Annotated in this window: 21 protein-coding genes and 1 riboswitch; of the genes, 12 read left to right on the top strand and 9 right to left on the bottom strand. The window is 68.8% G+C overall.

Going from position 1 to position 24,567, the window contains the following annotated elements; genetic code table 11:
• The first annotated feature begins 10 nt into the window (after nt 1-10).
• Entirely contained in the window at nt 11-1,474 is a 1,464-nt protein-coding gene (locus K8940_RS11375) for a DUF6880 family protein (protein ID WP_223395578.1), read from the top strand.
• Here K8940_RS11375 and K8940_RS11370 read toward each other — a convergent pair.
• The 3 genes from K8940_RS11370 to K8940_RS11360 all read right to left on the bottom strand — a co-directional run bounded on the left by K8940_RS11370 (nt 1,471) and on the right by K8940_RS11360 (nt 4,698).
• Nucleotides 1,471-1,866, bottom strand: coding sequence for a DoxX family protein (locus K8940_RS11370; RefSeq protein WP_223395576.1), 396 nt, complete (start codon nt 1,864-1,866; stop codon nt 1,471-1,473). The genes K8940_RS11375 and K8940_RS11370 overlap by 4 nt on opposite strands.
• A 112-nt stretch (nt 1,867-1,978) precedes the next feature.
• On the bottom strand, nt 1,979-3,532 hold the full coding sequence (locus tag K8940_RS11365) for an AMP-binding protein (protein WP_223395575.1): 1,554 nt from the start codon (nt 3,530-3,532) through the stop codon (nt 1,979-1,981).
• A gap of 89 nt (nt 3,533-3,621) precedes the next feature.
• Nucleotides 3,622-4,698: an alpha/beta fold hydrolase gene (locus tag K8940_RS11360; protein WP_223395573.1), complete on the bottom strand. Its 1,077-nt coding sequence runs from the start codon at nt 4,696-4,698 to the stop codon at nt 3,622-3,624.
• Nucleotides 4,699-4,781: 83 nt separating this feature from the next.
• Here K8940_RS11360 and lipA point away from each other — a divergent pair, with 83 nt between their 5' ends.
• Together lipA and K8940_RS11350 are read left to right on the top strand one after the other, a co-directional pair.
• Nucleotides 4,782-5,759, top strand: coding sequence for a lipoyl synthase (gene lipA, locus K8940_RS11355; RefSeq protein WP_223395571.1), 978 nt, complete (start codon nt 4,782-4,784; stop codon nt 5,757-5,759).
• Between the two features lie 4 nt (nt 5,760-5,763).
• On the top strand, nt 5,764-6,240 hold the full coding sequence (locus K8940_RS11350) for a type II toxin-antitoxin system RatA family toxin (RefSeq protein ID WP_223395569.1): 477 nt from the start codon (nt 5,764-5,766) through the stop codon (nt 6,238-6,240).
• Here K8940_RS11350 and K8940_RS11345 read toward each other — a convergent pair.
• The 3 genes from K8940_RS11345 to K8940_RS11335 are packed head-to-tail and all read right to left on the bottom strand — an operon-like array spanning nt 6,237 to nt 9,029.
• Complete coding sequence (locus K8940_RS11345) at nt 6,237-7,352, bottom strand: FUSC family protein (protein WP_223395566.1); 1,116 nt, start codon at nt 7,350-7,352, stop codon at nt 6,237-6,239. The genes K8940_RS11350 and K8940_RS11345 overlap by 4 nt on opposite strands.
• Complete coding sequence (locus tag K8940_RS11340; protein WP_223395564.1) at nt 7,352-7,843, bottom strand: CinA family protein; 492 nt, start codon at nt 7,841-7,843, stop codon at nt 7,352-7,354. The genes K8940_RS11345 and K8940_RS11340 overlap by 1 nt, the downstream gene beginning before the upstream one ends.
• A 37-nt stretch (nt 7,844-7,880) precedes the next feature.
• A complete protein-coding gene (locus K8940_RS11335; RefSeq protein WP_223395563.1) occupies nt 7,881-9,029 on the bottom strand; it encodes a bifunctional 2-C-methyl-D-erythritol 4-phosphate cytidylyltransferase/2-C-methyl-D-erythritol 2,4-cyclodiphosphate synthase in 1,149 nt (382 codons plus the stop codon).
• Between the two features lie 98 nt (nt 9,030-9,127).
• Here K8940_RS11335 and dusB point away from each other — a divergent pair, with 98 nt between their 5' ends.
• The 8 genes from dusB to hflX all read left to right on the top strand — a co-directional run bounded on the left by dusB (nt 9,128) and on the right by hflX (nt 19,036).
• A complete protein-coding gene (gene dusB / locus K8940_RS11330; RefSeq protein WP_223395562.1) occupies nt 9,128-10,135 on the top strand; it encodes a tRNA dihydrouridine synthase DusB in 1,008 nt (335 codons plus the stop codon).
• The gene (locus tag K8940_RS11325) at nt 10,132-11,262 is read left to right on the top strand and encodes a two-component system sensor histidine kinase NtrB (protein WP_223395561.1); all 1,131 of its coding nucleotides are present in this window, start codon (nt 10,132-10,134) and stop codon (nt 11,260-11,262) included. The genes dusB and K8940_RS11325 overlap by 4 nt, the downstream gene beginning before the upstream one ends.
• Before the next feature lie 2 nt (nt 11,263-11,264).
• Complete coding sequence (locus K8940_RS11320) at nt 11,265-12,686, top strand: sigma 54-interacting transcriptional regulator (RefSeq protein WP_223395560.1); 1,422 nt, start codon at nt 11,265-11,267, stop codon at nt 12,684-12,686.
• 82 nt (nt 12,687-12,768) lie between these two features.
• Nucleotides 12,769-15,030 carry a sensor histidine kinase NtrY-like gene (locus K8940_RS11315; RefSeq protein WP_223395559.1) on the top strand — a complete coding sequence of 754 codons (2,262 nt, stop codon included), beginning with the start codon at nt 12,769-12,771 and terminating at the stop codon, nt 15,028-15,030.
• Complete coding sequence (ntrX, locus tag K8940_RS11310) at nt 15,027-16,415, top strand: nitrogen assimilation response regulator NtrX (protein ID WP_223395558.1); 1,389 nt, start codon at nt 15,027-15,029, stop codon at nt 16,413-16,415. The genes K8940_RS11315 and ntrX overlap by 4 nt, the downstream gene beginning before the upstream one ends.
• Nucleotides 16,416-17,279 (top strand): D-amino-acid transaminase, encoded by an 864-nt coding sequence (locus K8940_RS11305; RefSeq protein WP_223395557.1) that lies wholly within the window; start codon nt 16,416-16,418, stop codon nt 17,277-17,279. It abuts the gene before it with no gap.
• Between the two features lie 157 nt (nt 17,280-17,436).
• Nucleotides 17,437-17,685 carry an RNA chaperone Hfq gene (gene hfq, locus K8940_RS11300; RefSeq protein WP_013079113.1) on the top strand — a complete coding sequence of 83 codons (249 nt, stop codon included), beginning with the start codon at nt 17,437-17,439 and terminating at the stop codon, nt 17,683-17,685.
• A gap of 10 nt (nt 17,686-17,695) precedes the next feature.
• Nucleotides 17,696-19,036, top strand: coding sequence for a GTPase HflX (gene hflX, locus K8940_RS11295; RefSeq protein ID WP_223395555.1), 1,341 nt, complete (start codon nt 17,696-17,698; stop codon nt 19,034-19,036).
• On the opposite strand, the gene mazG is transcribed toward hflX, so the two are convergent.
• The 3 genes from mazG to cobU all read right to left on the bottom strand — a co-directional run bounded on the left by mazG (nt 19,033) and on the right by cobU (nt 22,239).
• A complete protein-coding gene (gene mazG / locus K8940_RS11290; protein ID WP_223395552.1) occupies nt 19,033-19,857 on the bottom strand; it encodes a nucleoside triphosphate pyrophosphohydrolase in 825 nt (274 codons plus the stop codon). The two genes, hflX and mazG, sit on opposite strands and share 4 nt — an antisense overlap.
• On the bottom strand, nt 19,829-21,217 hold the full coding sequence (locus K8940_RS11285) for an MFS transporter (protein ID WP_223395550.1): 1,389 nt from the start codon (nt 21,215-21,217) through the stop codon (nt 19,829-19,831). Before K8940_RS11285 ends, mazG begins: the two co-directional genes overlap by 29 nt.
• A 494-nt stretch (nt 21,218-21,711) precedes the next feature.
• Entirely contained in the window at nt 21,712-22,239 is a 528-nt protein-coding gene (gene cobU, locus K8940_RS11280) for a bifunctional adenosylcobinamide kinase/adenosylcobinamide-phosphate guanylyltransferase (RefSeq protein ID WP_223395548.1), read from the bottom strand.
• 36 nt (nt 22,240-22,275) lie between these two features.
• Nucleotides 22,276-22,465, top strand: a riboswitch (cobalamin riboswitch).
• A 145-nt stretch (nt 22,466-22,610) separates the two neighbouring features.
• Between cobU and K8940_RS11275 the strand changes: the two genes are divergently transcribed.
• Entirely contained in the window at nt 22,611-24,563 is a 1,953-nt protein-coding gene (locus K8940_RS11275; protein WP_223395546.1) for a TonB-dependent receptor plug domain-containing protein, read from the top strand.
• The last annotated feature ends 4 nt before the right edge of the window (nt 24,564-24,567 follow it).

Below are 24,567 nucleotides of genomic sequence, written 5' to 3'. Positions count from 1 at the left end.
AGGAGACTGGATGGCGCGCAAGGCCGCGACGACGACGGACGAAAAGCCGGCCAAGGTTCGGAAAGGGTCCAAGACGACCCTTTCCGAGGCCAATCTGGTCGACCTGGGTCCCGAGCGCCTGGCCGCCATCCTGCTCGACCTTTCCAGCGACAGCCACGTCAAGCGCGTGCTGCGGCTGGAGCTGTTCGCCGAGGCGGGCGGCGACGGGTTGGCGTTGGAGGTTTCCAAGCGCCTAGCGACGATCGGCAAATCGTCCTCGCGCATCCATTGGCGCAAGCGGGCCGCCTTCGCCAAGGACCTCGACCTGCATCGTCGGATGATCGAGCGGCTGGCCGAGGACGACGCCACCGCCGCGCTAGATCTGATGCTGGACCTGCTGGACCTGGCGACGCCAGTCCTGGATCGCCTCAGCCAGGCCGAGGGGCCGATCGGCGACGTCTTCCTGGCCGCCCGCGACGGGATCGGGGCGATCGCCGCCAACGCCATGCCGGATCCGGTCGTCCTGGCGGACCGGATCGCCAAGCTGCTGCGCCGTGATGACTACACCCAGTTTGGACCGCTGGTGAACGCCCTGGCCCCGGCGTTGGGGTCGAAGGGACAGACGAGCCTGCGTGATACTCTGGAAAAGCTGCTGGCGGCGCGCGGCGCCCGTTCGACCAGCGGCTACGACGCCCGGGGAGCCGTCTACAAGGACGCCCTGCGCCGCCTGGCCGACGCCAGCGGCGACGTCGACGCCTTCGAGGCGACCTTCGCGCCGGACCTGCGCCGCACGCCCCTGGTCTCGGCCGAGATCGCTCGACGGTTGCTGACGGCCGGGCGCGCCGAGGACGCCCTGGCCACGCTGCAGGCCGGCGCGCCGAGCGACAAGGGCGGCCGCCACCAGAGCTCACTGGAGGAACGCCTGGGCTGGGAAGAGGCGATGCTGGAGGCCCTTGAGGCTACCGGTCACCACGACGAGGCGCAGAAGCGCCGCTGGGCCGAGTTCGAGCGCACGCTGTCGATCCCGCGTCTGCGGTCGTACTTGAAGGGTCTGCCGGACTTCGACGACGTCGAGGCGGAGGATCAGGCCAAGGCCGTCGCCAGGCGCTTCCCGCGGTTCGACACGGCGTTGGCCTTCCTGGTATCCTGGCCCGACCTGCTGGCGGCCTCGCGCCTGGTTCTGACCCGCTCGGGCGAGATCAACGGCGCCGACGACACCTTGATGGCCGAGGCGGCCAGGCGTCTGGAGGGCGGCTATCCGCTGGCCGCGACCCTGCTGCTTCGGGCCTCGATCCAGTACGTCCTGACCTATGGCGTCGCCACTCGCTACGCCGAGGCCGCCCGCCAGCTGCTGGAGGCGGAGTCGCTGTCGGTCATGATCGCCGACTACGGCGAATATCCCGACCACCCGGCGTTCGTCGCCGATCTCCGCGCCATGCACGCCCGCAAACAGGGCTTCCGCGCGGAGCTGGAAGCCCTGGGCGGCGTGTTCTAGGGACGCTTGCGGACCTGGGCGTCCAGGCTCCACTCACCGGGCCCCTGGAAGACCAGGTACAGGAACACGAAGCAGAACAGGATCGCGGCCTCGCCGCCGTTCAGCGCCGGCCAGAAGCCCTGGCTGGCATGGGCCAGGAAATAGGCCACGGCCATCTGGCCCGACAGGATGAAGGCCACCGGCCGCGTGAAGAGGCCCAGCGCCACCAGGCCGCCGCCGACCACTTCCAGCCAGGCGGCGGCGAGCAGCATGGGCGGCAACGGTTCAGGCGCGCCCGGCTGGGCGGCCGGGAAGTGGAAGAGCTTCATCAGGCCGTGCTCCATGAAGAGCAGGGCGGTGACGATGCGAAGCAGGCTGAGCACGCGCGGGGCCCAGACGGCGAGACGTTCCATTCGGTATCCTTCCTTGATGCCAGACGCTTTGGGCTCTTGGCGGCCCGACGCTTACTGAAAACGGGAAGTGGAGCGGCCGGCGAAGCGCGATGGCCTCGCCGGCCGAATGGGTTCAGGCCGCGCGGGTATCGGTCTCGGCCATGCGCTGGATGGCGACATAGTCGGTCTTGCCGCTGCCCAGCACCGGCACCTCGGTGACCTTGAGGATCTTGCGCGGCACGGCCAGCTCGGGCGCGCCGATCGTCTGGGCGTGGGCCACCAGCGGGCCGACGTCGGCGTCGTGGCGATCGGTGATCAGGATCAGCTTCTCGCCCTTCTTCTTGTCGGGCATGGAGATCACGGCGTGGCGGCCGTCGGGCCAGACGGCCGTGGCCAGATCCTCAGCGGCGGTCAGAGAGACCATCTCGCCGCCGATCTTGGCGAAGCGCTTCACGCGGCCCTTGATGGTGATCCACTGATCGTCGGTGATGGTGACGACGTCGCCGGTGTCGTGCCAGCCTTGCTCGGGCGCGTCGACGCCGCCGTCCTCGCGCAGATAGCCGGCCATGATGTTGGGGCCGCGCACGAAGAAGCGGCCGCCTTCGGCGATCCCCTCGACGGGCTCGATGCGAACTTCCTGGCCGGGCAGCAGACCACCGACGGTGCCGGGGCGGTTGTCGGTGGGCTTGTTGACCGCGATCACCGGCGAGGCCTCGGTGGCGCCATAGCCCTCCAGCACCGGCACGCCGCCGAAGCGCTCGGCGATCAGGGCGTGGGTCTCGTCTCGCACCTTCTCGGCGCCGCAGACGATGAACTTGAGCCCGCCCAGTTCGTCGGTCTCCGAGGCGCGGGCGTACTGGTTCACGAAGGTGTCGGTGGCCAGCAGGATCGAGGCCCTAGCGTCCTTGATCAGCGGCGGGATCTGTTTGGTGTGCAGCGGCGACGGATACTGGAACGCCTTCATACCGGTCAGGATCGGCAGCACCACCCCGCCGGTCAGGCCGAAGCAGTGGAACACCGGTAGCGGGTTGAACATCACCCAGTCCGGGTCAAGCTCGATGTGGGCGGCGACCTGCATGGCGTTCTGAACCAGGTTCTCCTGACTCAGCACCACGCCGCGCGGCGCGCCGAAGCTGCCCGAGGTGAACAGCACCACGCCCTTGTCCGACGGCTTGGCCGAGGCGCGGAACTGGCGGGGGAACAGCCCCGCCGCGGCCGCGAACAGCTTGTCAGGCAGGCCGATCGTGGCGCGCACGTCTTCCAGGTAGGTGACCTCGGCGTGCTCGCCGATGCAGTCGATGATGTCGTGCAGCTTGCCCAGTTCGACGAACTTGTGGGCGGTCAGCACACGCTTGATCTGGGCCAGCTTGCAGGCGGCCCGGATGTTGCGCAGGCCCGCCGTGAAGTTCAGCATGGTCGGCACGCGACCGAAGGCGTGCAAGGCGAAGAAGGTCACGACGGACCCGGCGCCCGACGGCAGCAGCACGCCGACGTTCTCGCCCGGCTTAGTCATGGCCGCGATCTTGCGGCCCAGCGCGAAGCTGGCGCGGATCAGGTCCGTATAGGTGAGCGGGTTGCGGTCCTGGTCTTCCAGGATCTGCTTCTTGGCGCCGTATTTGTCGCGAGCGTCGATAAGGGCGTCGAAGATGGCCTTTTGGCCGTTCCGCACGTCGTAAACTACCGGCATCCCGGCGAAACCTCCCCGAAGAGCGAAAGCGCGCTCTAGGTTCTTAAACGCCGAGTCTGCCGGGGAAGGTCCAGCTTTGCAAGAAAGAGTCACAAACCGTGAGGTCCAGCCCTTTCAGCACGGGCCTTGGCGTCGATCCGGGCGCGGGTGAAATCGACGATCGCCGCCAGCCAGGGCCGGCGAACGGCGTCCGATTCCATGTGCAGGTCGTGGCCGGCTCCGGCGTAGCGGGTCTCCTCGCAGTCGATCATCGCGGCGCAGAGACGACCCTGCGGCGCGGCGGCGACCACCCGATCCTCGCCCGCGTCCAGCATCAGGGTCGGCGCGGCGACCTTGCGAATATCGCGCACGGCGGCGCCGCTGGCGTCGAGGAAGGCCGCGTACCAGCCCAGGCTGCGCCCACCCATGCGCAGGTCCGGATTGGCCAGCATCCAAGCGGCCTGGACCTTTCCGCGCATCGCGTCGTGGGTCGGCCCCGCCTGGACGCCGTCCGGTCCGTCCCGACGCCAGCCGTGCTGGTCCGGCGTGCGGATCCAGCCCAGCCGCAAGGCGCGCATGGCGGGGGTGAAGCGGGCGAAGTCAGCGTGCGACCGGGGTAGGGCGGTCAGTTCAAAGGCCGGAGAGGAGAGCACGAGGCCGTCCATCGGCGCGCCCCGTTGGGCCGCGAGCAGGGCGACGAGGCCGCCTTCCGAATGACCGATCACCACCAGCGGCGCGTCGCCGCCTGGCCGGATCACGCCCTTGATCATGGCCCGGACTGCGGCGACGTCGGGATCGAAGCTGTCGGCATGGCCAACATCACGCCAGGGCGTTTCCCGCTCGGAACCGCCCTGGCCCTGGCGCTCCAGAATCCAGACAGTGAAACCCTGCCGATTGAGATCCGAAGCCGTCTCGAACCACGTCTCGGCGCTTTCGCCATAGCCCGTCAGAATCAGGATCGTGGCGCGCGGCGCGACCGGCGGCGACGAGACGCCGTAACGCTGAACGGGACCTTCGCCGCTATGCACGAAACCCCAGGCCCAGCCCTGCGGCGGATAGAAGCGGGAGCCCAGCGACGGCGGCGTTCGGCTGTCGGCGAAAGGCGCGCGCACGGTTCCGTCGCCGCAGGCGGAAACGGTCAGGATCGGGACCAGGGCCAGGGCGACTGCGAGACGGCGGAGACGCATACGCGGACACTCATTTCGCGCATCGTCGCCTTAAGCAAGATCGAGCGCTTGATCCGAAGGCCAAGAAGACCGATTTAGGCGCCATGGCCACGGTGATCGACACCCTCAAGGCTCGCGGCCCGGAAGACCGGGCGGTGCGCCATCCCGAAAAGCAGAACCGCCCCGACACGCCGGTGCTCCGCAAGCCCGAATGGCTGCGCGTGCGCGCGCCGGGCTCGGGTCAGTACAACGAGACCAAGGGCATTGTGCGCGAGCACAAGCTGCACACGGTCTGCGAGGAAGCGGCGTGCCCGAACATCGGCGAGTGCTGGAGCCAGAAGCACGCGACCATGATGATCATGGGCGAGATCTGCACCCGCGCCTGCGCCTTCTGCAACGTCACCACCGGCCTGCCGACCCAGCTGGATCCGGACGAGCCGCGCCGCGTGGCCGAGGCCGTCGCCAAGATGGCCCTCAAGCACGTGGTCATCACCTCGGTGGACCGCGACGACCTGATCGACGGCGGCGCCCGCCACTTCGCCGAGGTGGTCACCGCCATCCGCGCGGCCGCCCCGGGCACGACCATCGAGATCCTGACGCCGGATTTCCTGCGCAAGGACAATGCCGAGAACGTGGTGATCGACTCCAAGCCGGACGTCTTCAACCACAACCTCGAGACCGTGCCGCGCCTCTATCTGAAGATCCGCCCGGGCGCCCGCTATTACAACTCGCTGCGCCTGCTGGACCGCGTGAAGCAGCGCGATCCCTCCCAGTTCACCAAGTCCGGCCTGATGGTCGGCCTGGGCGAGACCAAGGAGGAGGTCATGCAGGTCATGGACGACATGCGCTCGGCCGGCGTCGACTTCATCACCATCGGTCAATATCTGCAGCCGACCCGCAAGCACGCGGCCATCGATCGCTTCGTGACCCCGGAAGAGTTCAAGGCCTACGAGGCGATCGCCCGGGCCAAGGGTTTCCTGATGGTCTCGTCCAGCCCGCTGACCCGCTCGTCGCACCACGCGGGCGAGGACTTCGCCAAGCTGCAGGCGGCCCGCAGGGCCCTCGACGCCCGCACCGCGTAAAGCCTTGCACCGCCATACTGTCACGCGCGTCCTGCCGTACGCGCCCGAGCAGCTGTTCGATCTGGTCGGCGACGTCGAGGCCTATCCGAAGTTCGTGCCGTGGATCACCGGCATGCGCACCTGGAACGGTCGCGAAGACGGCGCCGTCAGCACTGTCGACGCCGAGGCCCAGGTCGGCTTCTCGTTCCTGCGCGAGAAGTTCGCCACGCGTGTTCGCCGTGACCGTGAGGCGCTCTCCATCGACGTCAGTCTGCTGTACGGGCCGTTCAAGCGCCTGATCAATGGCTGGCGGTTCGTCCCGGAGAACGAAAATGGGGGCGAGGCCACTCGCATCGAGTTCGTGATCGACTTCGCCTTCAAGGCCGCGCTGCTGGACGCCATGCTGGCCGCCAACATCGACAGGGCCGCCAACAAGCTGATCGCCTGTTTCGAGGATCGCGCACGGCAGATCTATGGCGCGCCCAATCCTTCTGAACCCTAGTCCTTCTTGGCGACCGCCTCCTCGATCCGCTCCTCGAAGTCGCCGAGGTTGGCGAACAGATTCTCGATCGCGAACGCCAGGCCGAACACCCGCGCGGCGTCGTCGAACTCCAGGTCGCGGGTGACTCCGTTCTCGCGCAGACCCTCGACGCAGGTCTGAAAGGCCTGATGCGCCTCGGCGAAGGCGATGCGGTCCGGACGTGGGCCGCCAGCCAGCAGGTCCGCCGCGCCGCGCAGGAACCGGGCGCTGGCTTCCAGCATGTCGGCGGCGGCGGGCGCCAGGTCGGGCGCGGGGAGGGGCTCGTGCAGGGTGCGTCCAACCATCACGGTGTCGTTGCGCAGCCGCCAGAGCGTGCGGGGCAGGGCGTCGGACACCGAGCGGTCGCTGAGCTTGCTGGCGCTTTCGCGATCGGCCTCGGTCACGGCCGTCTGCAGCTTGGCCAGCGCCGCGCGCAGGTCGTCCTGAGCCTTCAGATAGTCGGTCGGACCCGGCGTTCCGCGCAGGCTGAGGACGTGGCTGTCGAGGATATGGGCCTGCAAGCCGGCGATCGTCTGGACGCTGGACACCACCGAGGCGTGGGCGCGCGCCGGGAAGATCAGCAGGGTGGCGGCCACCCCGACGACGCTGCCGACCGTGATCTCGGCCACCCGCAGGGCGGCGGCGATCAGCGGATCCATGTGGGTGGTCGTGCCGATCAGCATGATTACGGCGGTGACAGGGGCCGCCTTCAGCGCCGGCCGTATCGAGACCAGGAACGCCAGCAGCGCCACGGTTACGCAGAGGATGACCCCGCCGAACTCCGGCCATCGCGCATGGAAATAGGCCGCGCCCGCGCCGGCGAGAGCGCCGACGACCGTGCCCATGAACCGCTCGACCGAGGCGGTGATGGTCGCGCCCAGGCTGGACTGCACCACGATGACGGCGGTGAAGACGGCCCAGTAGCCTTGCGGCAGCCGCAGCAACGTCGCCAGGGCGAAGGCCGCGCCGACGGCGGCCGAGACGCGGATGGCGTGGCGGATCTCGGTCTGGCGGGCGGCGGCGGCCTTCAACGCCCGTTGCGAGAGGTTGCGGCCCGCGAAGCGCCGCCAGTCGCTGGGCGCGGTCTCAGGCACTAGGCCACCGCCTCGCGCAGCATCTCCAGCGCCGTCCGCACCGCCGCCAGCTGCACGGCCTCGCGGGTCTGGCCATCGAAGCGCTCGTGCCGGTGGACGACCGAGCGGTTGGCGCGGGCGACGGCGAAGTGGACCGTGCCCACGGGCTTCATCGGCGTGCCGCCGCCGGGACCGGCGACGCCGGTGATGGCCACGGCGACGTGACCATTGCTTTCGCGCAGAGCGCCCTCGGCCATCATCCGCGCCACGGGCTCGGAGACCGCGCCGTGATCGGCGATCAGGTCGCCCGGCACGCCCAGCATCTCGGACTTGGCGCCGTTGGTGTAGGTGACGAACCCGCGCTCGAAGACGTCGGAGGCGCCGGAGATCGAGCAGATCGCCCCGGCCACCAGACCGCCGGTGCAGCTCTCGGCGGCGACCAGACGCAGCGACTTCTCGCGCGCCTCGTCGATCAGCAGTCGGGCCAGGGTCTGGATTTCCAGCGGGAACATCGGGAGCCTCCAGATTCGTGGGGCTACCTTAGCCGGTTCAGGCCGGCGTCTCGACCGCCACGACCGCCGAGGCGGCCAGACCCTCGCCGCGACCAGTGAAGCCCATCTTCTCGGTCGTGGTCGCCTTGACGCTGACCCGGTCGAGCGGCAGCGACAGGATCTGGGCTAGCCGCTCGCGCATCGCCTGGCGGTGCGGTTTGATCTTGGGTCGCTCGCAGATCAGGGTCACGTCGACATTGACGATCGCGCCGCCCTTGGCGGTCACCAACGCGGCGGCGTGCTTCAGGAACAGGTCCGAGGCCGCGCCCTTCCATTGCGGATCGGTCGGCGGGAAGTGGTCGCCGATGTCGCCTTCGCCGATCGCGCCCAGGATGGCGTCGGTCAGGGCGTGCAGGCCCGCGTCGGCGTCGGAATGACCGATCAGGGTCTCGTCGTGCTTGATGGCCACGCCGCACAGCCAGACCTCCTCGCCCGGTCCCCAGCGGTGAGCGTCGAAGCCCTGGCCGACTCGGGTGATGCGCGCGGCGCCGGCGAGTCGTTCGGCCATGGCGAAATCCTCGGGATAGGTCAGTTTCAGCAAGAGCGGATCGCCCGGCGCGATGGCCACGCGGCCGCCGGCGGCTTCCACCACCTGGGCGTCATCGGTCGGCTCGTCGCCGGACCAGGCGGCGTAGGCGGCAAGCAGGGTCTCGCGGCGCGCAGCTTGCGGCGTCTGGGCGCGCCACAGATGCTCGCGAGAGGTGGTGGTCGGATTCTGGCCGGGCTCGGCGCGCTTCAGCGTATCGGCGACGGGCAGGGCGGGCAGGGCCGCGTCGGCGCCTTCCAGGCTCTTCAGCACGCCTTCGATGGTCGCGCCCATCAAGAACGGCCGGGCGGCGTCATGGATCAGGACGGGCTCATCCGAGGGGCGATGGGCGAGGGCGGCCAGGCCCGACTGAACCGATAGGGCGCGAGTCGCGCCCCCTCGCGCCGCGCTCCAGCCAGTCAGGCCGGCCAGTACTTCGGAAAGCGCCTTTTCGCCGTCTTCGGTCGTTACAATGACGATTGCGGCCGCGCCGGCGGCCAGGAACGCTTCGACTGACCAGCGCAGGACCGGCTTTCCGGCGACAAGCCGCCACTGCTTGGCCTGGCCGGGCCCGGCCCGGGTTCCAGAGCCGGCGGCGACGATCACGGCGGAAAAGGTCATGGCGGCTGTTTAGTCCGGCCTCCGCCGATGTCCAGCCGATTGGACTTTACTGCGCCGCACAATGTGCCTAAAAAGGTAGCTACGGGGATGATCACAAAATGAGCAACAAGCTCGAGGTCGGCGGGATCGAGGTCCCCGGTCGGGTGTGGATTGCGCCCATGACCGGGGTTTCGGACCTGCCCTTCAGAGAAACGGCCACGGCGCTCGGAGCGCCCTATGTGGCGACGGAGATGGTGGCCAGCGCGGAGTTCGCGAAGGGGCGTCCCGACGTCGTGCGTCGCGCGGCGGTCGGCGAAGGCTTGCCCCTGACGGTGATCCAGCTGGTCGGCCGCGACATCGACTTCATGGCCCAGGGCGCGCGGATGGCGCAGGACGCCGGCGCCGAGATCATCGACCTGAATTTCGGTTGCCCCGCCAAGGAGGTCGCCGCCGGCGCCGCCTGTGGATCGGCCCTGATGCGCGAGCCCGACCTGGCCGAGGCCCTGGTCGCCGCCGCGGTCGAGGCGGTCGATGTGCCGGTGACGGTCAAGATGCGCCTGGGGTGGGACGTGGACAGCCTGAACGCGCCGGACATCGCCCGCCGCGCGGAAGCCGTCGGCGCCAAGGCGATCACGGTTCATGGCCGCACCCGCAACCAGTTCTACAAAGGCGTCGCCGACTGGATGGCCGTCGCGGCGGTCAAGAAGGCCGTCTCGGTCCCGGTCCTCGTCAACGGCGACATCGTCGACGGCGACACTGCTCGCCTGGCCCTGGAGCAATCCGGCGCGGACGGCGTGATGATCGGTCGAGGCGTCTATGGTCGCCCCTGGATCGCCGGCGCGATCGAAGCCGCCCTCGAGGGGCGAGGCTTCGCCGAGCCCGAGGCCGAGGAGCGCTTGGCCATCGCGCTCACCCATTTCCGTCGCAGCCTGTCGTTCTACGGCGAGCGGCTGGGACTGAAGATGTTCCGCAAGCACCTGGCCTCGTACATCGAGGCCGCGCCATGGCCAGAGACGACCGAGGCGCGACGGGCCGCTCGCGCAACCCTGTGCCGCATTGAGGATCCCGCCGCCGTTGAGGTCGCCTTGCGCGACCTGTGGCTAGCGGGCGGGAGATTAGCCGCATGACCGACCGCGCCCGCGTCCTGGGAGGGGTTGCTCCCGAAGCCTTGAAGGCCGCCGCCTTCGACCTCAGCCCCGAGCCGGCCCTGGTGGTCGACCGCGAGGGCGGGCTGGTGGCGGTCAACGAGGCCGCGGAGGCGCTGTTCGGTCACGGCCTGTCGCTGCTGGCCCGGGGTCGTTTCCGCGCGGCCCTGCCGCCGGGCTCGGTTCTGGTGTCGCTGCTGGATCGCGCGATCTTCGAGGGCGCGCTGGTCCGCGAGCACGGCGTCGAGGTCAATCTGTTCGGCCAGCCGCCGTTCGAGGCCGACGGCGCCGCCGCGCCGCTGGGCGATGGCTCCGTGTTGCTCACCTTGCACGTCAAGGGCGTCCTAGGCGTCGACAAGGCCGCCGACGCGGCCGGCCTGCGCTCGGTCGTGGGCCTGGGCAAGATGCTGGCCCACGAGATCAAGAACCCACTGGCGGGCATTCGCGGCGCGGCCCAACTGCTGAAGACCGGCGCCAGCGCGGTCGACCAGCCGCTGGCCCAGCTGATCGTCGACGAGACCGACCGCATCCGCCGCCTGGTCGATCGCATGGAGGCCTTCTCCGACGAGGTCCCGACCCCGCGCGAGCCGGTCAACATCCACCAGGTGCTGGACCGCGTCCGGGCCCTGGTCGCCAATGGCGTCGCCGACGGTCTGCAACTGAAGGAAAGCTACGATCCGTCGCTGCCGCCGGTCTGGGGCGACGAGGACCACCTGATCCAGATCTTCCTGAACCTGACCAAGAACGCCGCCGAGGCCGCCCACATGCGTGGCGACGATCGCGGCCAGATCTCGATTCATACCGCCTGGCGCCCCGGCGTCCGGGTGCGCGGCGCCGACGGCAAGTCCACCAGCGGCGCGCCGATCGAGGTCAAGGTGATCGACAACGGCCCCGGCGTACCGGCCAGCCTGCGCGAGCACCTGTTCCAGCCGTTCGTCACCACCAAGGTCAACGGCACCGGCCTGGGCCTGGCCCTGGTCACCAAATTGGTCACCGCCCACGGCGGCCTGATCGACTTCGAGTCCGAGCCCGGTCGCACCGTGTTCCGCGTGCTGCTGCCGGTCGCCCCCCACAACGGGGCCCCCGATACTCTTTCCGGAGACGCCTGAGCATGAACGCCGCGAGCAAGAAGATCCTGATCGCCGACGATGACAGCTCGGTGCGTCTGGTGCTCAGCCAGGCCTTCACGCGCCTCGGCTATCAGGTCCGCGCCACGGGCAACGCCACCACGCTGCTGAAGTGGGTCACCGACGGTGAGGGCGACCTGGTCGTCACCGACGTGATGATGCCCGACGAGAACGTGTTCGACGTGCTGCCGCGCATCCGCAAGGAACGGCCTAAGCTGCCGATCATCGTGATGAGCGCCCAGAACACCCTGCTGACGGCGGTCAACGCCGCCGACGCGGGCGCGTTCGAATATGTCTCCAAGCCCTTCGACCTCGACGACGTCACCGCCGCCGCGCGGCGCGCCCTGTCGCGTCCGGCCGACACCGAGGCCTCCAAAGCCCAGGCCCGCGCCATGCGCGACGAGCGCCTGCCGTTGATCGGCCGCTCGGCGCCGATGCAGGAGGTCTACCGCACCATCGCCCGCCTGGTCGGGGCCGATCTGACCGTCCTGATCCTGGGCGAGAGCGGCACCGGCAAGGAGCTGGTCGCCCGCGCCCTGCACGAGCTGGGCCGCCGTCGCGACGGCAAGTTCGTGGTCCTGAACCTGGCCGCTGTCCCGCGCGAGCGGGTCGAGGCCGAGCTGTTCGGGCGCGGGGAGGGCGACAACGGCCGCCTCGTCGAGGCCGACGGTGGCACCCTGTTCCTGGACGAGATCGGCGACATGCCGCTCGACGCCCAGACCCGCCTGCTGCGCGTGATCGACGGCACCGAGCCGGTGATCAACCCCAAGACCGGCCGTCGCCCGAACGTGCGGATCATCGCGGCCACAAATCGTGACCTACGGGGTTTGATCCAGCAGGGATTGTTCCGCGAGGACCTGTTCTTCCGCCTGAACGTCGCGCCCGTGCGCCTGCCGCCGCTGCGCGATCGCGCCGAGGACATTCCGGATCTGGCCCGCACCTTCCTGCTGCGCGCCGCCCGCGAAGGCCTGCCGGCCAAGACGATCGACCAGAGCGCGCTCGACCGCCTGAAGACCCACCCGTGGCCGGGCAACGTCCGCGAGCTCGAGAACCTGATGCGCCGGATGTGCGCCCTCTACGCCGAGGAGCTCATCACCGCCCGCATCGTCGACCGCGAACTGCAGGACCACACGCCGGCCGTCCGGTCGGAAGAGGGGCCTGTCACCCTGTCGACCCTGGTCGAGCGCCACCTGGCCTCGCATTTCGCCGACCAGCCCGACGGCGTGCCGCCGGCCGGCCTCTATGACCGCGTCCTGCAGGAAGTGGAGCGTCCGCTGATCCAGCTGACGCTGTCGGCGACCCGTGGCAATCAGGTGCGCGCGGCCGAAATTCTCGGCCTCAACCGCAACACCCTGCGCAAGAAGATCCAGGACCTGGGCGTGGAAATGACCCGCGGCCGTCGTTAAGAGGCGGAAGCGCCACGGCGGCTGAGCCTTTCGCGGCACATAACTGTTGAATTTAGGACACACGCTCCTAAACTCCGCGGCGATGTCTTCAGTGGCTTACGCGACGGGATCGGACGACCCGCCGGCCCGGTTCAGCCGGACCTGGTGGCGGGACCTCCTGCGGTCGCGATACCTGATCGGGGGCGGCTACGCCTTGGCGGTGATCCTGACCGTGGCCGGCGTGGCGCTGGCCTCGTCGCCGCCGCGCACAGATTCAATCAGCACCGCCAGCACGGTCATCCTGGTCGTTCTGAGCTTCAATCTTGTCCTGATCCTGGGCGTCGCCACCATCGTCGGTCTGCGGCTCTACGACCTGATCGACGCGCGGGCCAGCGACGCCGGCGCCCGCCTGCACTTGAGGTTCGTCAGCCTGTTCTCGCTCGCCGCGGTGGCCCCGGCCGTGATCGTGGCCCTGTTCTTCGGCGTGCTGGTCAACCGGGGTGTGGACGGCTGGTTCAGCCAGCGGGTCCAGACCGTGGTCGGCAACTCGGCCAAGGTCGCCAACTCGTACGTCGAACAGCAGACCAAATACATCTCCGAGCACATCGGCCCGATGGCGAACAACCTGAACGAGGTCGCCCCCGCTCTGGCCCACTCGCCGGTCGCGTTCGGCCACTTCCTGGCCGACCAGACCAAGGACAATGGGTTCGCCGCCGCCTATGTTCTGGACCGCGACGGACGCATCCTGGCGCGGGCTGAACTCAAGGACGCCCCACCGTTCCTGGCGCCGCCGCCCTCCAGCTATGAGGCCACCGACAGCGGCGAGGTCACCGCCCAGCGCTTTGTGTCGGCCGACCTCTTCCGGGCGCTGTATCGCCTGAAGGCCTTTCCCGATGCCTATCTCTATGTCGTCCGGCCGATCGAGAAGGGCATCCTCAACCACCTGATCGAGACCCAGGACGCCCTGGTGTCGTACCGCGACGCGGAGCGGAGCCGGGGGCGCATCCAGGCGATCTTCGGGCTCAGCTATCTGGAGACGGCGCTGCTGGTCCTGGTCGCCGCCGTCTGGGTCGGGATCGCCGCCGCCAACTCGATCGCGGGCCCTGTCGCGGGCCTGGTGGAGGCCGCCGGTCGCGTATCGGGCGGCGACCTCGACGCACGGGTCGAGGCCGACTCGGGACCAGAGGAGATCCGCGCGCTTTCGAACGCGTTCAACATGATGACCAGCGAGCTGCAGTTGCAGCAGGCCGCGCTGAAGGCCGCCAGCCTGGACGCCGAGAGCCGCCGCCAGTTCATCGAAACCGTCCTGTCGGGCGTGAGCGCCGGCGTCGTCGGTCTGGACGAGCGCGGCAAGGTCTCGGCCGTGAACCGCCGGGCGGTGACTCTGCTGGGCCTGCCGAACGACGCTCTGGGCGTCGACCTGATCCAGCTGGCGCCCGAGTTCGAACCGGTGATGGAAGCGCTCCAGGAAAGCCGGCCCGACACGGATGTCGAGGTCGACCTGATGCGCGAGGGCGAGACCCGCCGCCTGCGCGTCCGCGCCGCCGGTCATGTCGCCGAGGGCCTCGTCCTGACCTTCGACGACATCACCCGCCTGGTGGCCGCCCAACGGAATGCCGCCTGGAAGGACGTCGCGCGCCGCATCGCCCACGAGATCAAGAATCCGCTGACGCCGATCCAGTTGTCCGCAGAGCGCCTGCGCCGCAAGTATCGCAAGGAGATCGCCAGCGATCTGGAGACCTTCGACCGCTGCACCGAGACGATCATCCGTCAGGTCGGCGATATCGGCCGGATGGTCGACGAGTTCTCGGCCTTCGCCCGCATGCCCGCGCCCCGGTTCGCGCCGGCCAACCTGACCGAAATGCTGCGTCAGGCCGTCTTCGCCCAGCGCTTCCAGGACGCCGAGATCGAGGTGACGCTGGAACAGTCCGATGGCGACGACGTCTGGGCGACCTGCGACGAGCGGATGATCGGCCAGGTGCTCACCAACATCCTGAAGAACGCCGGCGAGGCCGTGGGCGCGCGCCGTCAGACCGAGCCCGCGCTGCGCGGCCGCATTACGGCCACGCTGGTGTCGGACGCCGAAGACCTGTGCGTGACGATCGAGGACAATGGCGTCGGCTTACCCGCCAAGGACCGGGATCGCCTGACCGAACCCTATGTGACCACCCGCGAGAAGGGGACAGGCTTGGGCCTGGCCATCGTCAAGCGGATCATGGAGGACCATGGTGGCAGCCTGGCCCTGACCGACGCGCGCGGCCTCCCCGGAGCCCGCGTGATCCTGAAGTTTCCGACGACCGCGCGTCTGCCCGCCGCGGCCCCCCATAGTGCTGCGGACCAAAGTGGCGTTGAGGAGATGATATGAGCGCCGACGTTCTTGTGGTGGATGACGAGGCCGACATCCGCGAACTGGTGGCCGGAATCCTGGAGGATGAAGGCTACGCGGTTCGAACGGCCGCCGATTCCGACCAGGCCCTGGCCGCGATCCGCGCCCGCAAACCCGCACTGCTGGTCCTGGATATCTGGATGCAGGGCGGCGGCATGGACGGCCTCGAACTGCTGGACATGGTCAAGGCGCTGGACGCCGACCTGCCCGTGATCATGATCTCGGGCCACGGCAACATCGAGACCGCCGTCAGCGCCATCAAGCGCGGGGCCTATGAGTTCCTGGAAAAGCCCTTCAAATCCGATCGGCTGCTGCTGATCGTCGAGCGGGCGCTGGAAGCGGCGGGCCTGCGGCGGGAGAACCGTCGTCTTCGCACTCAGACCCTGGCCCCGGACGGCCTGATCGGCAAGTCGGCGCCGGCCCAGGCGCTGCGCCAGCTGATCCTGAAGGTCGCGCCGGCCAACAGCCGCATCCTCGTGTCCGGCCCGCCGGGCTCGGGCAAGGAGTTGGTGGCGCGCCTGATCCATGGCGCCAGCACCCGGGCCAAGCAGGAGTTCGTCGCCGTCAGCGCCGCGGGCATGGCGCCCGAACGTCTCGACGTCGAGTTGTTCGGCGAGGAAGGCGAGGGCGGCCGGCCGCGCAAGATCGGCGTGTTCGAGCGGGCCCACGGCGGCACCCTCTATCTGGATGAAGTGGCGGACATGCCGCGCGAGACGCAGGGACGGATCCTGCGGGTCCTGGTCGAGCAGCGCTTTCGCCGGGTCGGCGGCGACAATGACGTCCAGGTCGACGTGCGGGTCATCTCGTCCAGCTCCCGCGATCTGCGCGACGAGATCGCCGGCGGCCGCTTCCGCGAGGATCTGTTCCATCGCCTGAACGTGGTGCCGGTGCGTGTGCCGGGCCTGGCCGAGCGCCGCGAGGACATCCCCGAGCTGATCAACTATTTCGTCGACAAGATCAGCGAAGCCACCGGCCTGGCCCGCAGGCTCCTGGGCGAGGACGCTCTGGCCACGCTGCAGGTCCAGACCTGGCCGGGCAACGTCCGCCAGTTGCGCAACAACGTCGAGCGGATGCTGATCCTGGCGTCGGGAGAGCCCGGCGAACTGATCACCGCCGAGATGCTGGCCGGCGCCGACCAGCCCAGCGCCGGCAACGCCGGAGCGATCGGGGCCGAGCGGATTATCGCCCTGCCGCTGCGCGAGGCTCGCGAGCTGTTCGAGCGGGAGTATCTGAATGCCCAGATTCTGCGGTTCGGCGGCAATATCTCGCGCACCGCCAATTTCATCGGCATGGAGCGCTCGGCGCTGCACCGCAAGCTGAAGTCCCTGGGCGTCGCCGGCGCCCGGGCCGAAGAGGAAGAGTAGATGTCGCGTTTCGCCTATGTGAACGGCCGCTTCGTGCGTCATGGCGAGGCCGCCGTCCATATCGAGGATCGCGGCTATCAGCTGGCCGACGGCGTCTACGAGGTCTGGGCCGTGTTCGACGGCAAGCTGGCCGACGCGGAGGGCCATTTCGCCCGCCTCAGGCGCAGCCTGGACGAACTGCGCATCGCCCATCCGATGAGCGAAGCCTCCCTGACCCTGGTGCTGCGCGAGGCGGTCCGCCGCAACAAGGTCAAGGAAGGCCTGTGCTACCTGCAGGTCACGCGCGGCGTCGCCAAGCGCGACCACGCCTTCCCCAACCCCGCCGTCCTCCCGTCGGTCGTGATCACCGCCAAGTCGGTCGACCGCGCGGCCGCCGACGCCAAGGCCGCGATCGGCGCCTCGGTGATCTCCGTGCCGGAGAACCGCTGGGGCCGCTGCGACATCAAGTCGATCGGCCTGCTGCCCAACGCCCTGGCCAAGCAGGCGGCGCGCGAGCGCGGCGCGATCGAGGCCTGGTTCGTCGACGACATGGGCCTGGTCACCGAAGGCGCCTCGTCCAACGCCTGGATCGTGGACAACGCCGGCGTGCTGCGCACCCGTGACACCAACGCCAACATCCTGCGCGGCGTCACGCGCTCGACCCTGCTCGAGGTCATCCGCGAGACGGGCGTCCCGTTCAGCGAAAAGCCCTTCACCATCGCCGAGGCCCAGGCCGCCAGGGAGGCCTTCATCTCCGGCGCGGGCTCGCTGCTGACGCCGGTCGTGCAGGTCGACGGCGTGAAACTGGGGGATGGAAAGCCGGGCGAGGTGGCGACGCGGCTACGGCGTCTCTATATTGAGCGGGCGCGTCAAAAAGCGGTCTGAGATCGGACGAATATTCGACCGGGGCGGCCATCCGTCGCGTGACCTTGCGGAAATTTTCGCCGAGGGCTTGTCGCTTTCGGCGAAAAATCCTCTAGCATGGTCTTGTTTGTGTGGGGGGCGTGTTGCCCTCCGAGAACAACGAGAGGGGAACCCCCGTATGTCCGCCGAAAAGAAGCAAAACCTTCAGGACACCTTCCTGAACAGCGTGCGCAAGTCGAAGACGCCGCTCACCATCTTCCTGGTCAATGGCGTCAAGCTGCAGGGCGTGGTCAGCTGGTTCGACAACTTCTGCGTCCTCCTGCGCCGCGATGGCCAGTCGCAACTGGTCTACAAGCACGCCATCTCCACCATCATGCCGGCGCAACCCGTTCAGCTCTACGAGCCCAGCGCCGACTCCGACGACTGATCAGAGACGTTTGTCCAAATCCACATCCAGGTCGATTGACCACGCCGCGCCGATCCTGAAGGCGCTCGTCATCCATCCGGCGCGGCAGCTGCGCGGCCAGGCGGCCCTCGAGGCCCGGGATCCCAACGCCCGGCTCGAGGAAGCCGTCGGCCTCGCGGTCGCGCTCGATCTCGACATCGTCGAGACGATGATCGCGCCTCTGCGCGTCGTCACGCCCGCCACCTTGTTCGGCAAGGGCAAGGTCGAGGAGTTCGCGGCGATCTGTGAGGTTGAGCACATCGACGTCGCCGTCTTCGACGACCAGCTCACGCCCATCCAGCAGCGCAACCTCGAAAAGGCGCTGAAGGTGAAGGTCGTGGACCGCACTGGGCTGATCCTCGAGATCTTCGCCCGCCGCGCCAGGACCCGTGAAGGCAAGTTGCAGGTCGAGCTGGCCAGGCTCGACTATGAGCGCTCGCGCCTCGTCCGCACCTGGACCCACCTGGAACGCCAGCGGGGCGGCACCGGCTCAACCGGCGGCCCCGGCGAAACCCAGATCGAAATCGACCGCCGCCTGATCGCGGGCACGATCGTCAAGCTCAAGAAAGAGCTCGAGGAAGTGCGCCGCACGCGGACCCTGCACCGCGGCGCCCGCAAGAAGGTCCCTTACCCGACGGTCGCCCTGGTCGGCTACACGAACGCCGGCAAGTCCACGCTGTTCAACCGCCTGACCGAGGCGGAGGTGCTGGCCAAGGACATGCTGTTCGCGACGCTGGACCCGACGCTTCGCACCGTGAAGCTGCCCGACGGGCGGCCGGCGATCATGTCCGACACCGTGGGCTTCATCTCCGACCTGCCGCACGAGCTGGTCGAGGCTTTCCGCGCCACCCTCGAGGAGGTGCAGGAAGCCGACGTGGTGCTGCACGTCCGCGACGTCGCCAATCCCGACAGCGAGGCCCAGGCCCGCGATGTCGAGACCGTGCTGGCCGAGCTGGGTGTGACGTTCGACGAGGGCAAGACCGTCGTCGAGGTCTGGAACAAGGTCGACCTGCTGTCCGAGGACGATCGCGAGATCATCGAGGGCCAGGCTCGCCGCGCCGAGGCCTCGGCGGTCTCGGCCGTCACGGGCGAGGGCTGCGAGGCCCTGCTGCGCCGGATCAGCGGCCTGATCGACGACTCGCCGCCGGTCGAGGTGCGGCTGGAGGCCAAGGACGGCCAGGCCCTGGCCTGGATCTACCGCAATGGTCGCGTGCTGAGCCGCTATGACGGCCCCGCCGGCGAGGTCACCCTGGTGGCGCGCCTGGACAGCCAGGCCCTGGGCCGTTTCGAGCGCCAGTTCCCGGAAGCCCAGGTCGCGGCCGCCGTCGACTAGGGCTTGGCGGCCTTCTCGGCCGCCTTGGCGTCGTTCCACAGCGCGTCCATCTCGGCCAGGTCCGACTGGTCCGGCGTCTTGCCGCGCTGGGCCAGGCCCGCCTCGACGAAGGCGAAGCGGCGGGCGAACTTGGCGTTGGTGGCGCGCAGGGCGTCTTCCGGGTCGACGTCCAGCTTGCGGGCCAGGTTGGCGCAAACGAACAGGATGTCGCCCAGTTCCTCGCGGGCCTTGGCCATGTCGCCGGCCTCGATCTCCACGGCGATCTCCTCGGTCTCCTCGCGCAGCTTGGCCAGCACCTCGGCGGCCGTTGGCCAGTCGAAGCCGACGCGGGCGGCGCGCTTGGTCAGCTTCACGGCGCGGGTGAGGGCGGGCAGGCCCGTGGGCACGTCGTCCAGCACCCCGTGCTTGGCCTTGGCCTTGCGCTCCTCGGCCTTCAACTGCTCCCAGCCGGCGACCTGGGCCGAGAGGTCGTCATAGGCGTGGTCGCCGAACACGTGGGGATGGCGGCGGATCATCTTGTCGTTGATGGCGGCGGCGACGTCCTTGAGGTCGAACGCCCCTTGTTCCTCGGCCATCCGCGCGTGGAAGACCACCTGCAGCAGCAGGTCGCCCAGTTCTTCCTTCAGCTCCGGCAGGTCGCCCCGCTCGATGGCGTCGGCGACCTCGTAGGCCTCCTCGACCGTGTAGGGCGCGATCGTCGCGAAGGTCTGCTCCAGGTCCCAGGGGCAGCCGCCGTCCGGATCGCGCAGCCTGGCCATGATCTCGACGAGACGAAAGAGCGGGTGCTGGTCGTCACTCGGCGGGCGCGGGGAGGATGGCATTCGGACCTGACTCGACTGCGGACTGGGCGGCTTTCGTCTCGGCCGCATCCAGCGCCGCGAGCTGGCGCTGGATCTCGGCGAGACGGTTCGCATCCAGCGGATAGCGCAACATGATCGCCGCGACCACCAGTCCCAGGAATGCGGGCGCGAAAGCGTAGAGCCCGACCAGGGCCGCGTCGCCGGCGCGCGTTGGCGTCTTGGGATCGAACCCCAGCCAGCCCAGGATGATGAACACGCCGACGGCCAGGGCATAGCCCAGCTTCAGCGTCCCGGTGACGATCGCGTAGAGCAGGCCGGTCTTGTCGACGCCGCTCTCCAGGCGTTCCTCGTCGCCGATGTCCGCCATCATGGCGCGCACCAGCAGTGGCGCGGCCGAGTAGGGCAGGCCGGCCAGGACCAGCACCACCATGCCGATCACGACATTTCCGGCGGGCGTGACGACGACCGCCAGCTGCACGGCCGCGTAGAGCAGCGACGCGACGAGCAGGGACCGATGCTTGCCGATCCGCTTGGCCAGCATCGGCCAGAGCGGCGCGCCGGCCAGGGCGGCGATGAAGTAGATCAGCAGCAGCACGCCGGACTGGGTCTTGTCGAAGTTCTTCATGCGCTGGAAGAAGAACAGGAAGAGGGTGCCGGTGATCCCTGGCGCCAGGCCCATCAGCAGGTCGGCCGTCAGCAGCCGCTGGACCGACGGGCGCGCCAGCAGTTTCGCGTACTGCCGCAGACCGGTGGCGCCGTGGCGCGGCGGCGGCGCGGGTTCGCCCACGGTCGAGACCGCCAGCAGGACGGTGACGGGCGCCAGCAGAACGATGAACCAGCCCATGGCGCTGATGCTGTCGAGATGGTCGCCCTTGAAGACGCCGGTCACGATCGGCGGCAGGCACAGCACCAGGATCATGCCGACGACATTGGCGCCTTGCCACCAGCCATAAACGCGCGAGCGCTGCTGATAGTCGGTGGACAGGACGGCGCCCCAGGCGGTCTGCGAGAGGACCACCATCGAATAGCCGACGTAGAGAACGCTCAGCCAGAACCACAGGTAGATGGGGCCAACGCCGGGCTGGGCCATGAAGAGGGCGAAGGTGCCGATGGCGATCACCGGCGTGCCGGCGGCCAGCCACGGCCGGAAGCGACCCCAGCGGCTGCGCGTGCGGTCCATCATGCCGCCCAGCACCGGGTCCAGCAGCATGTCCAGCAATTTGACGATCAGGAAGGCCGCCCCCACCGTCGCCATGGGGAGGCCCAGGGAGTTGATGTAGTATTCCGGCAGGTACACGACGAGCGGCAGGCCCATGGCCGCGATCGGGATGGCCGGCGCCGCGAACCTGGCCATCGCCCATGACGATCTACGCTGCGTCATCGCGTTACTCCTCCCCGCGCTGTTGCTCGCGCCTGGACACGAGGCCGTTGGACGGCCGTTTCAAACGAGTGTGCGAGCATTGTTCTTCCAGCGCCAGTCCATTTCGCGACCCGCCCATACACGGGTTCGCCGCTTCACGCGGCTTGCCGCTGAAGTTTCTGGAAAGGGACGCGGAGCGCCGGACATCGTCCGGAGTTGGATAGAGTTGATACCGTTTCGACGAAGCCAGGACGCTCCGCGCGGTCGTTATCCGGAAGCGTGATGGTCCGACGTTGTTGGCGCCCGCCCCCCCTTGAAGCCTCCGACGGGCGGGCCGGACTGCGTGATCCGGTCCCGGATGCGGCTGCTTCAACCGCCTGTCGCGCTCTTCGGCCTGCATCCACCGTCGTTTCTGTGTTCCAGGGTCGACTACCTCGGGGATGGTGCAGTTGCGGACCGGATAACGCCTGCGGCGTTTCCGGGATGACATTGGATGGTTTTCCCCTGATGAGCATTCACCCCTGCGGCTTCATCCGCAGCGGCAATCCCGCCGCGACGAAATAGACCTCGTCCACCCGCGCGGCGAGCCGCTGGTGCAATCTGCCGGCCTCGTCCCGGAATCGGCGCCCCAGCGGCGTCTCGGGCACCAGGCCGAGGCCCACCTCGTTGCTGACCAGCCAGAGACGGGCGGAAGAAGCCGCCACCGCTTCGACCAGCGCGGTCGCCGCCAGTTCTACATCCAACTCGTCCAGCATCAGGTTCGACAGCCACAGCGTCAGGCAGTCGACGACGGCGACCGCCTCGGCGGGGAGGGCGGCGATCGCGGCGGGCAAAGCCAGCGGAGCCTCCACCGTGACCCACGATTCGCCGCGCTCGGCCTGGTGCCGCGCGATGCGCTCGGCCATCTCGTCGTCGAAGGCCTGGCCGGTCGCGATCAGGGTCGGGCGCACCCCGGCAGCTCTGGAAACCGCGGCTTCAGCGGCTTTCTGGGCGAAGGCGCTCTTGCCGGAACGGGCTCCGCCCAGCACCAGGGTCGATGTCATGGAAGCTCCACATTGACGGTGTGCGGCGCAGCATATAGGGCTGGCGGCGCGTCAGGCTCCTCGAAAGAGGATTAAAAGGGAACGAGGTTCAAGACCTCGGCTGCCCCCGCAACTGTAAGCGGCGAGTTCTAGCGTCACATGCCACTGGGCCCTCAAGGCCTGGGAAGGCGGCGCCAAGAGCGACGACCCGTGAGCCAGGAGACCTGCCCGACGCGGTCGTTCATCGCTTGGCCGGGGTGCGCCAAACGAACGGGTTCTCCCGAGAAACGGCAGTCACAGGACCGCGCGACGGTCCGGGGCGTACGCGTGGCTTTGCAAGCTTTCGGGTGCGTCGTGGGCAGGCGCGCGGGTCGTTCAGAAGGGGAATGAATATGATCCGAGCGTTTCTAAGCTCCACCGCTCTCGCCACCGTCCTTGTCTCCGGCGCGGCCATGGCCGACGACCAGAAGGCCCCCGAGGCCGACGTCGCGGGCGCCGCCGGCGCCAACGGCGTCGCCGAACTGGTGGTCACCGCCACCCGCACCGCCCAGCCGATCGAGAAAGTCGGGGCCTCGGTCACCGTCCTGACGCAAGGCGCCATCGAGGCCAGCCAATCCGTCTCCGTGGTCGAACTCCTGGCCCAGGCGCCGGGCGTCAGCTACACCCGCAACGGCGGGCCGGGCACCTCGACCAGCCTCAACATCCGCGGCGCCGAGACCCAGCACACCGTGGTGCTGATCGACGGCGTCAAGCTGAACGACCCGTCCTCGACCCAGGGCGGCTTCAACAGCGGCAATCTGCTGGTCGGCGACATCTCGCGCATCGAGATCCTGCGCGGCGCCCAGTCGACCCTGTGGGGCAGCCAGGCCATCGGCGGCGTGGTCAACATCGTCACCGCCGATCCGACGGTTCCGTTCACCACCTCGGTCGACGTCGAGGGCGGCGCGCGCCAGACGGGCTACCTGCGGGCCGGCTTGGGCGGCGCCGGCGACAGGATCACGTGGCGCGTGGCCGGCGGCTTCTACTCGACCGACGGCTTCTCGGCCTACAAGGCCGGCACGGAGACCGACGGCTATCACAACACCGGCCTGTCGGGCCGCGTCCGCTTCAAGCTCAGCGACGCGGTCTCGGCCGAGGTCCGCTCGGTCTGGTCGAAGGGCAAGAACGATTTCGACGGCTTCGCCGGCGACAGCTCGGAGTACGGCCGCACCGAGGAACTGGTCGTCTATTCGGGCCTGAACTTCGCCCTGCTGGACGGCCGCTGGAACAACCGCCTCGGCTACGCCTACACCGACACCGACCGCGAGAACGTCAATCCGCTTCGCCCGGCCGCGCCGCTGACCTTCGACGCCGCCGGCAAGAACAAGCGCTGGGAATATCAGGGCGTGTTCGCGTTCACCGACACGTTCAGCGCTACGTTCGGGGCCGAGAGCGAGAACGCCCGCATGCGCACGCGCTCGCCATCGACCTTCGACCCGAACCCCGCGTTCAAGACTGGCAAGGTCGGTGTCGACAGCGTCTATGGCCAGCTGCAGGCCGAGCCGATCAAGGGCCTGACCCTGACCGCCGGCGTCCGCTACGAGGACCACGACACTTACGGTTCGCACACCCTGGGCCAGGCCTCGGCCGCCTGGGCGCTGAACGAGGGGAACACGGTCCTGCGCGCCAGCTTCGGCCAGGGCTTCCGCGCCCCGGGCCTCTACGAGCTCTACAGCGAGTACGGCAACCTGGACCTGTCGCCCGAGAAGTTCGACAGCTGGGACGCCGGCGTCGAGCAGCGCTTCTTCGGCGGCAAGGCCCGCGCCTCGGCCACCTGGTTCCAGCGCGAGGCCGACAACGAGATCCGCTACAACAGCTGCTCGTCGGGCTCGACCGACCCGCTGTGCACGCCCGGCGGCGTCTTCCGGTACGGCTACTATCGCAATGTCCAGAAGACCAAGACCCAAGGCGTCGAGCTGATCGGCGAGGTCAAGCCGGTCGCGGCTCTGACCATCACCGGCAACTACACCTACACCGACGCCCAGTCGGAATCGGGCGCCAGCAAGGGCAAGCAGCTGACCCGTCGCCCCAAGAACATGGGCAACCTGTCGGTCGCCTATCGCTGGCCGGTGGGCCTGACCACCACCGTGGCGGCGCGTTACGTGGGCAAGACCTACAACAACGACACCAACACCCAGGTGGTGAAGGACTACACCCTGGTCGACCTGCGCGCCGCGTACACGATCAACGAGACTTACGAGGTCTTCGGTCGTGTCGAGAACGCGTTCGACAAGGACTACCAGACCATCCTGAACTACGGGACGCCCGGACGCGGGGCCTTCGTGGGCCTGCGCGCGCGGTTCTAAGCCG

The sequence above is a fragment of the Caulobacter segnis genome, from assembly GCF_019931575.1.
GTDB classification, from domain to species: domain Bacteria; phylum Pseudomonadota; class Alphaproteobacteria; order Caulobacterales; family Caulobacteraceae; genus Caulobacter; species Caulobacter segnis_C.
The sequence above is the reverse complement of the archived record's forward strand: the minus strand, read 5'-3'. Positions and strand labels throughout refer to the sequence as shown.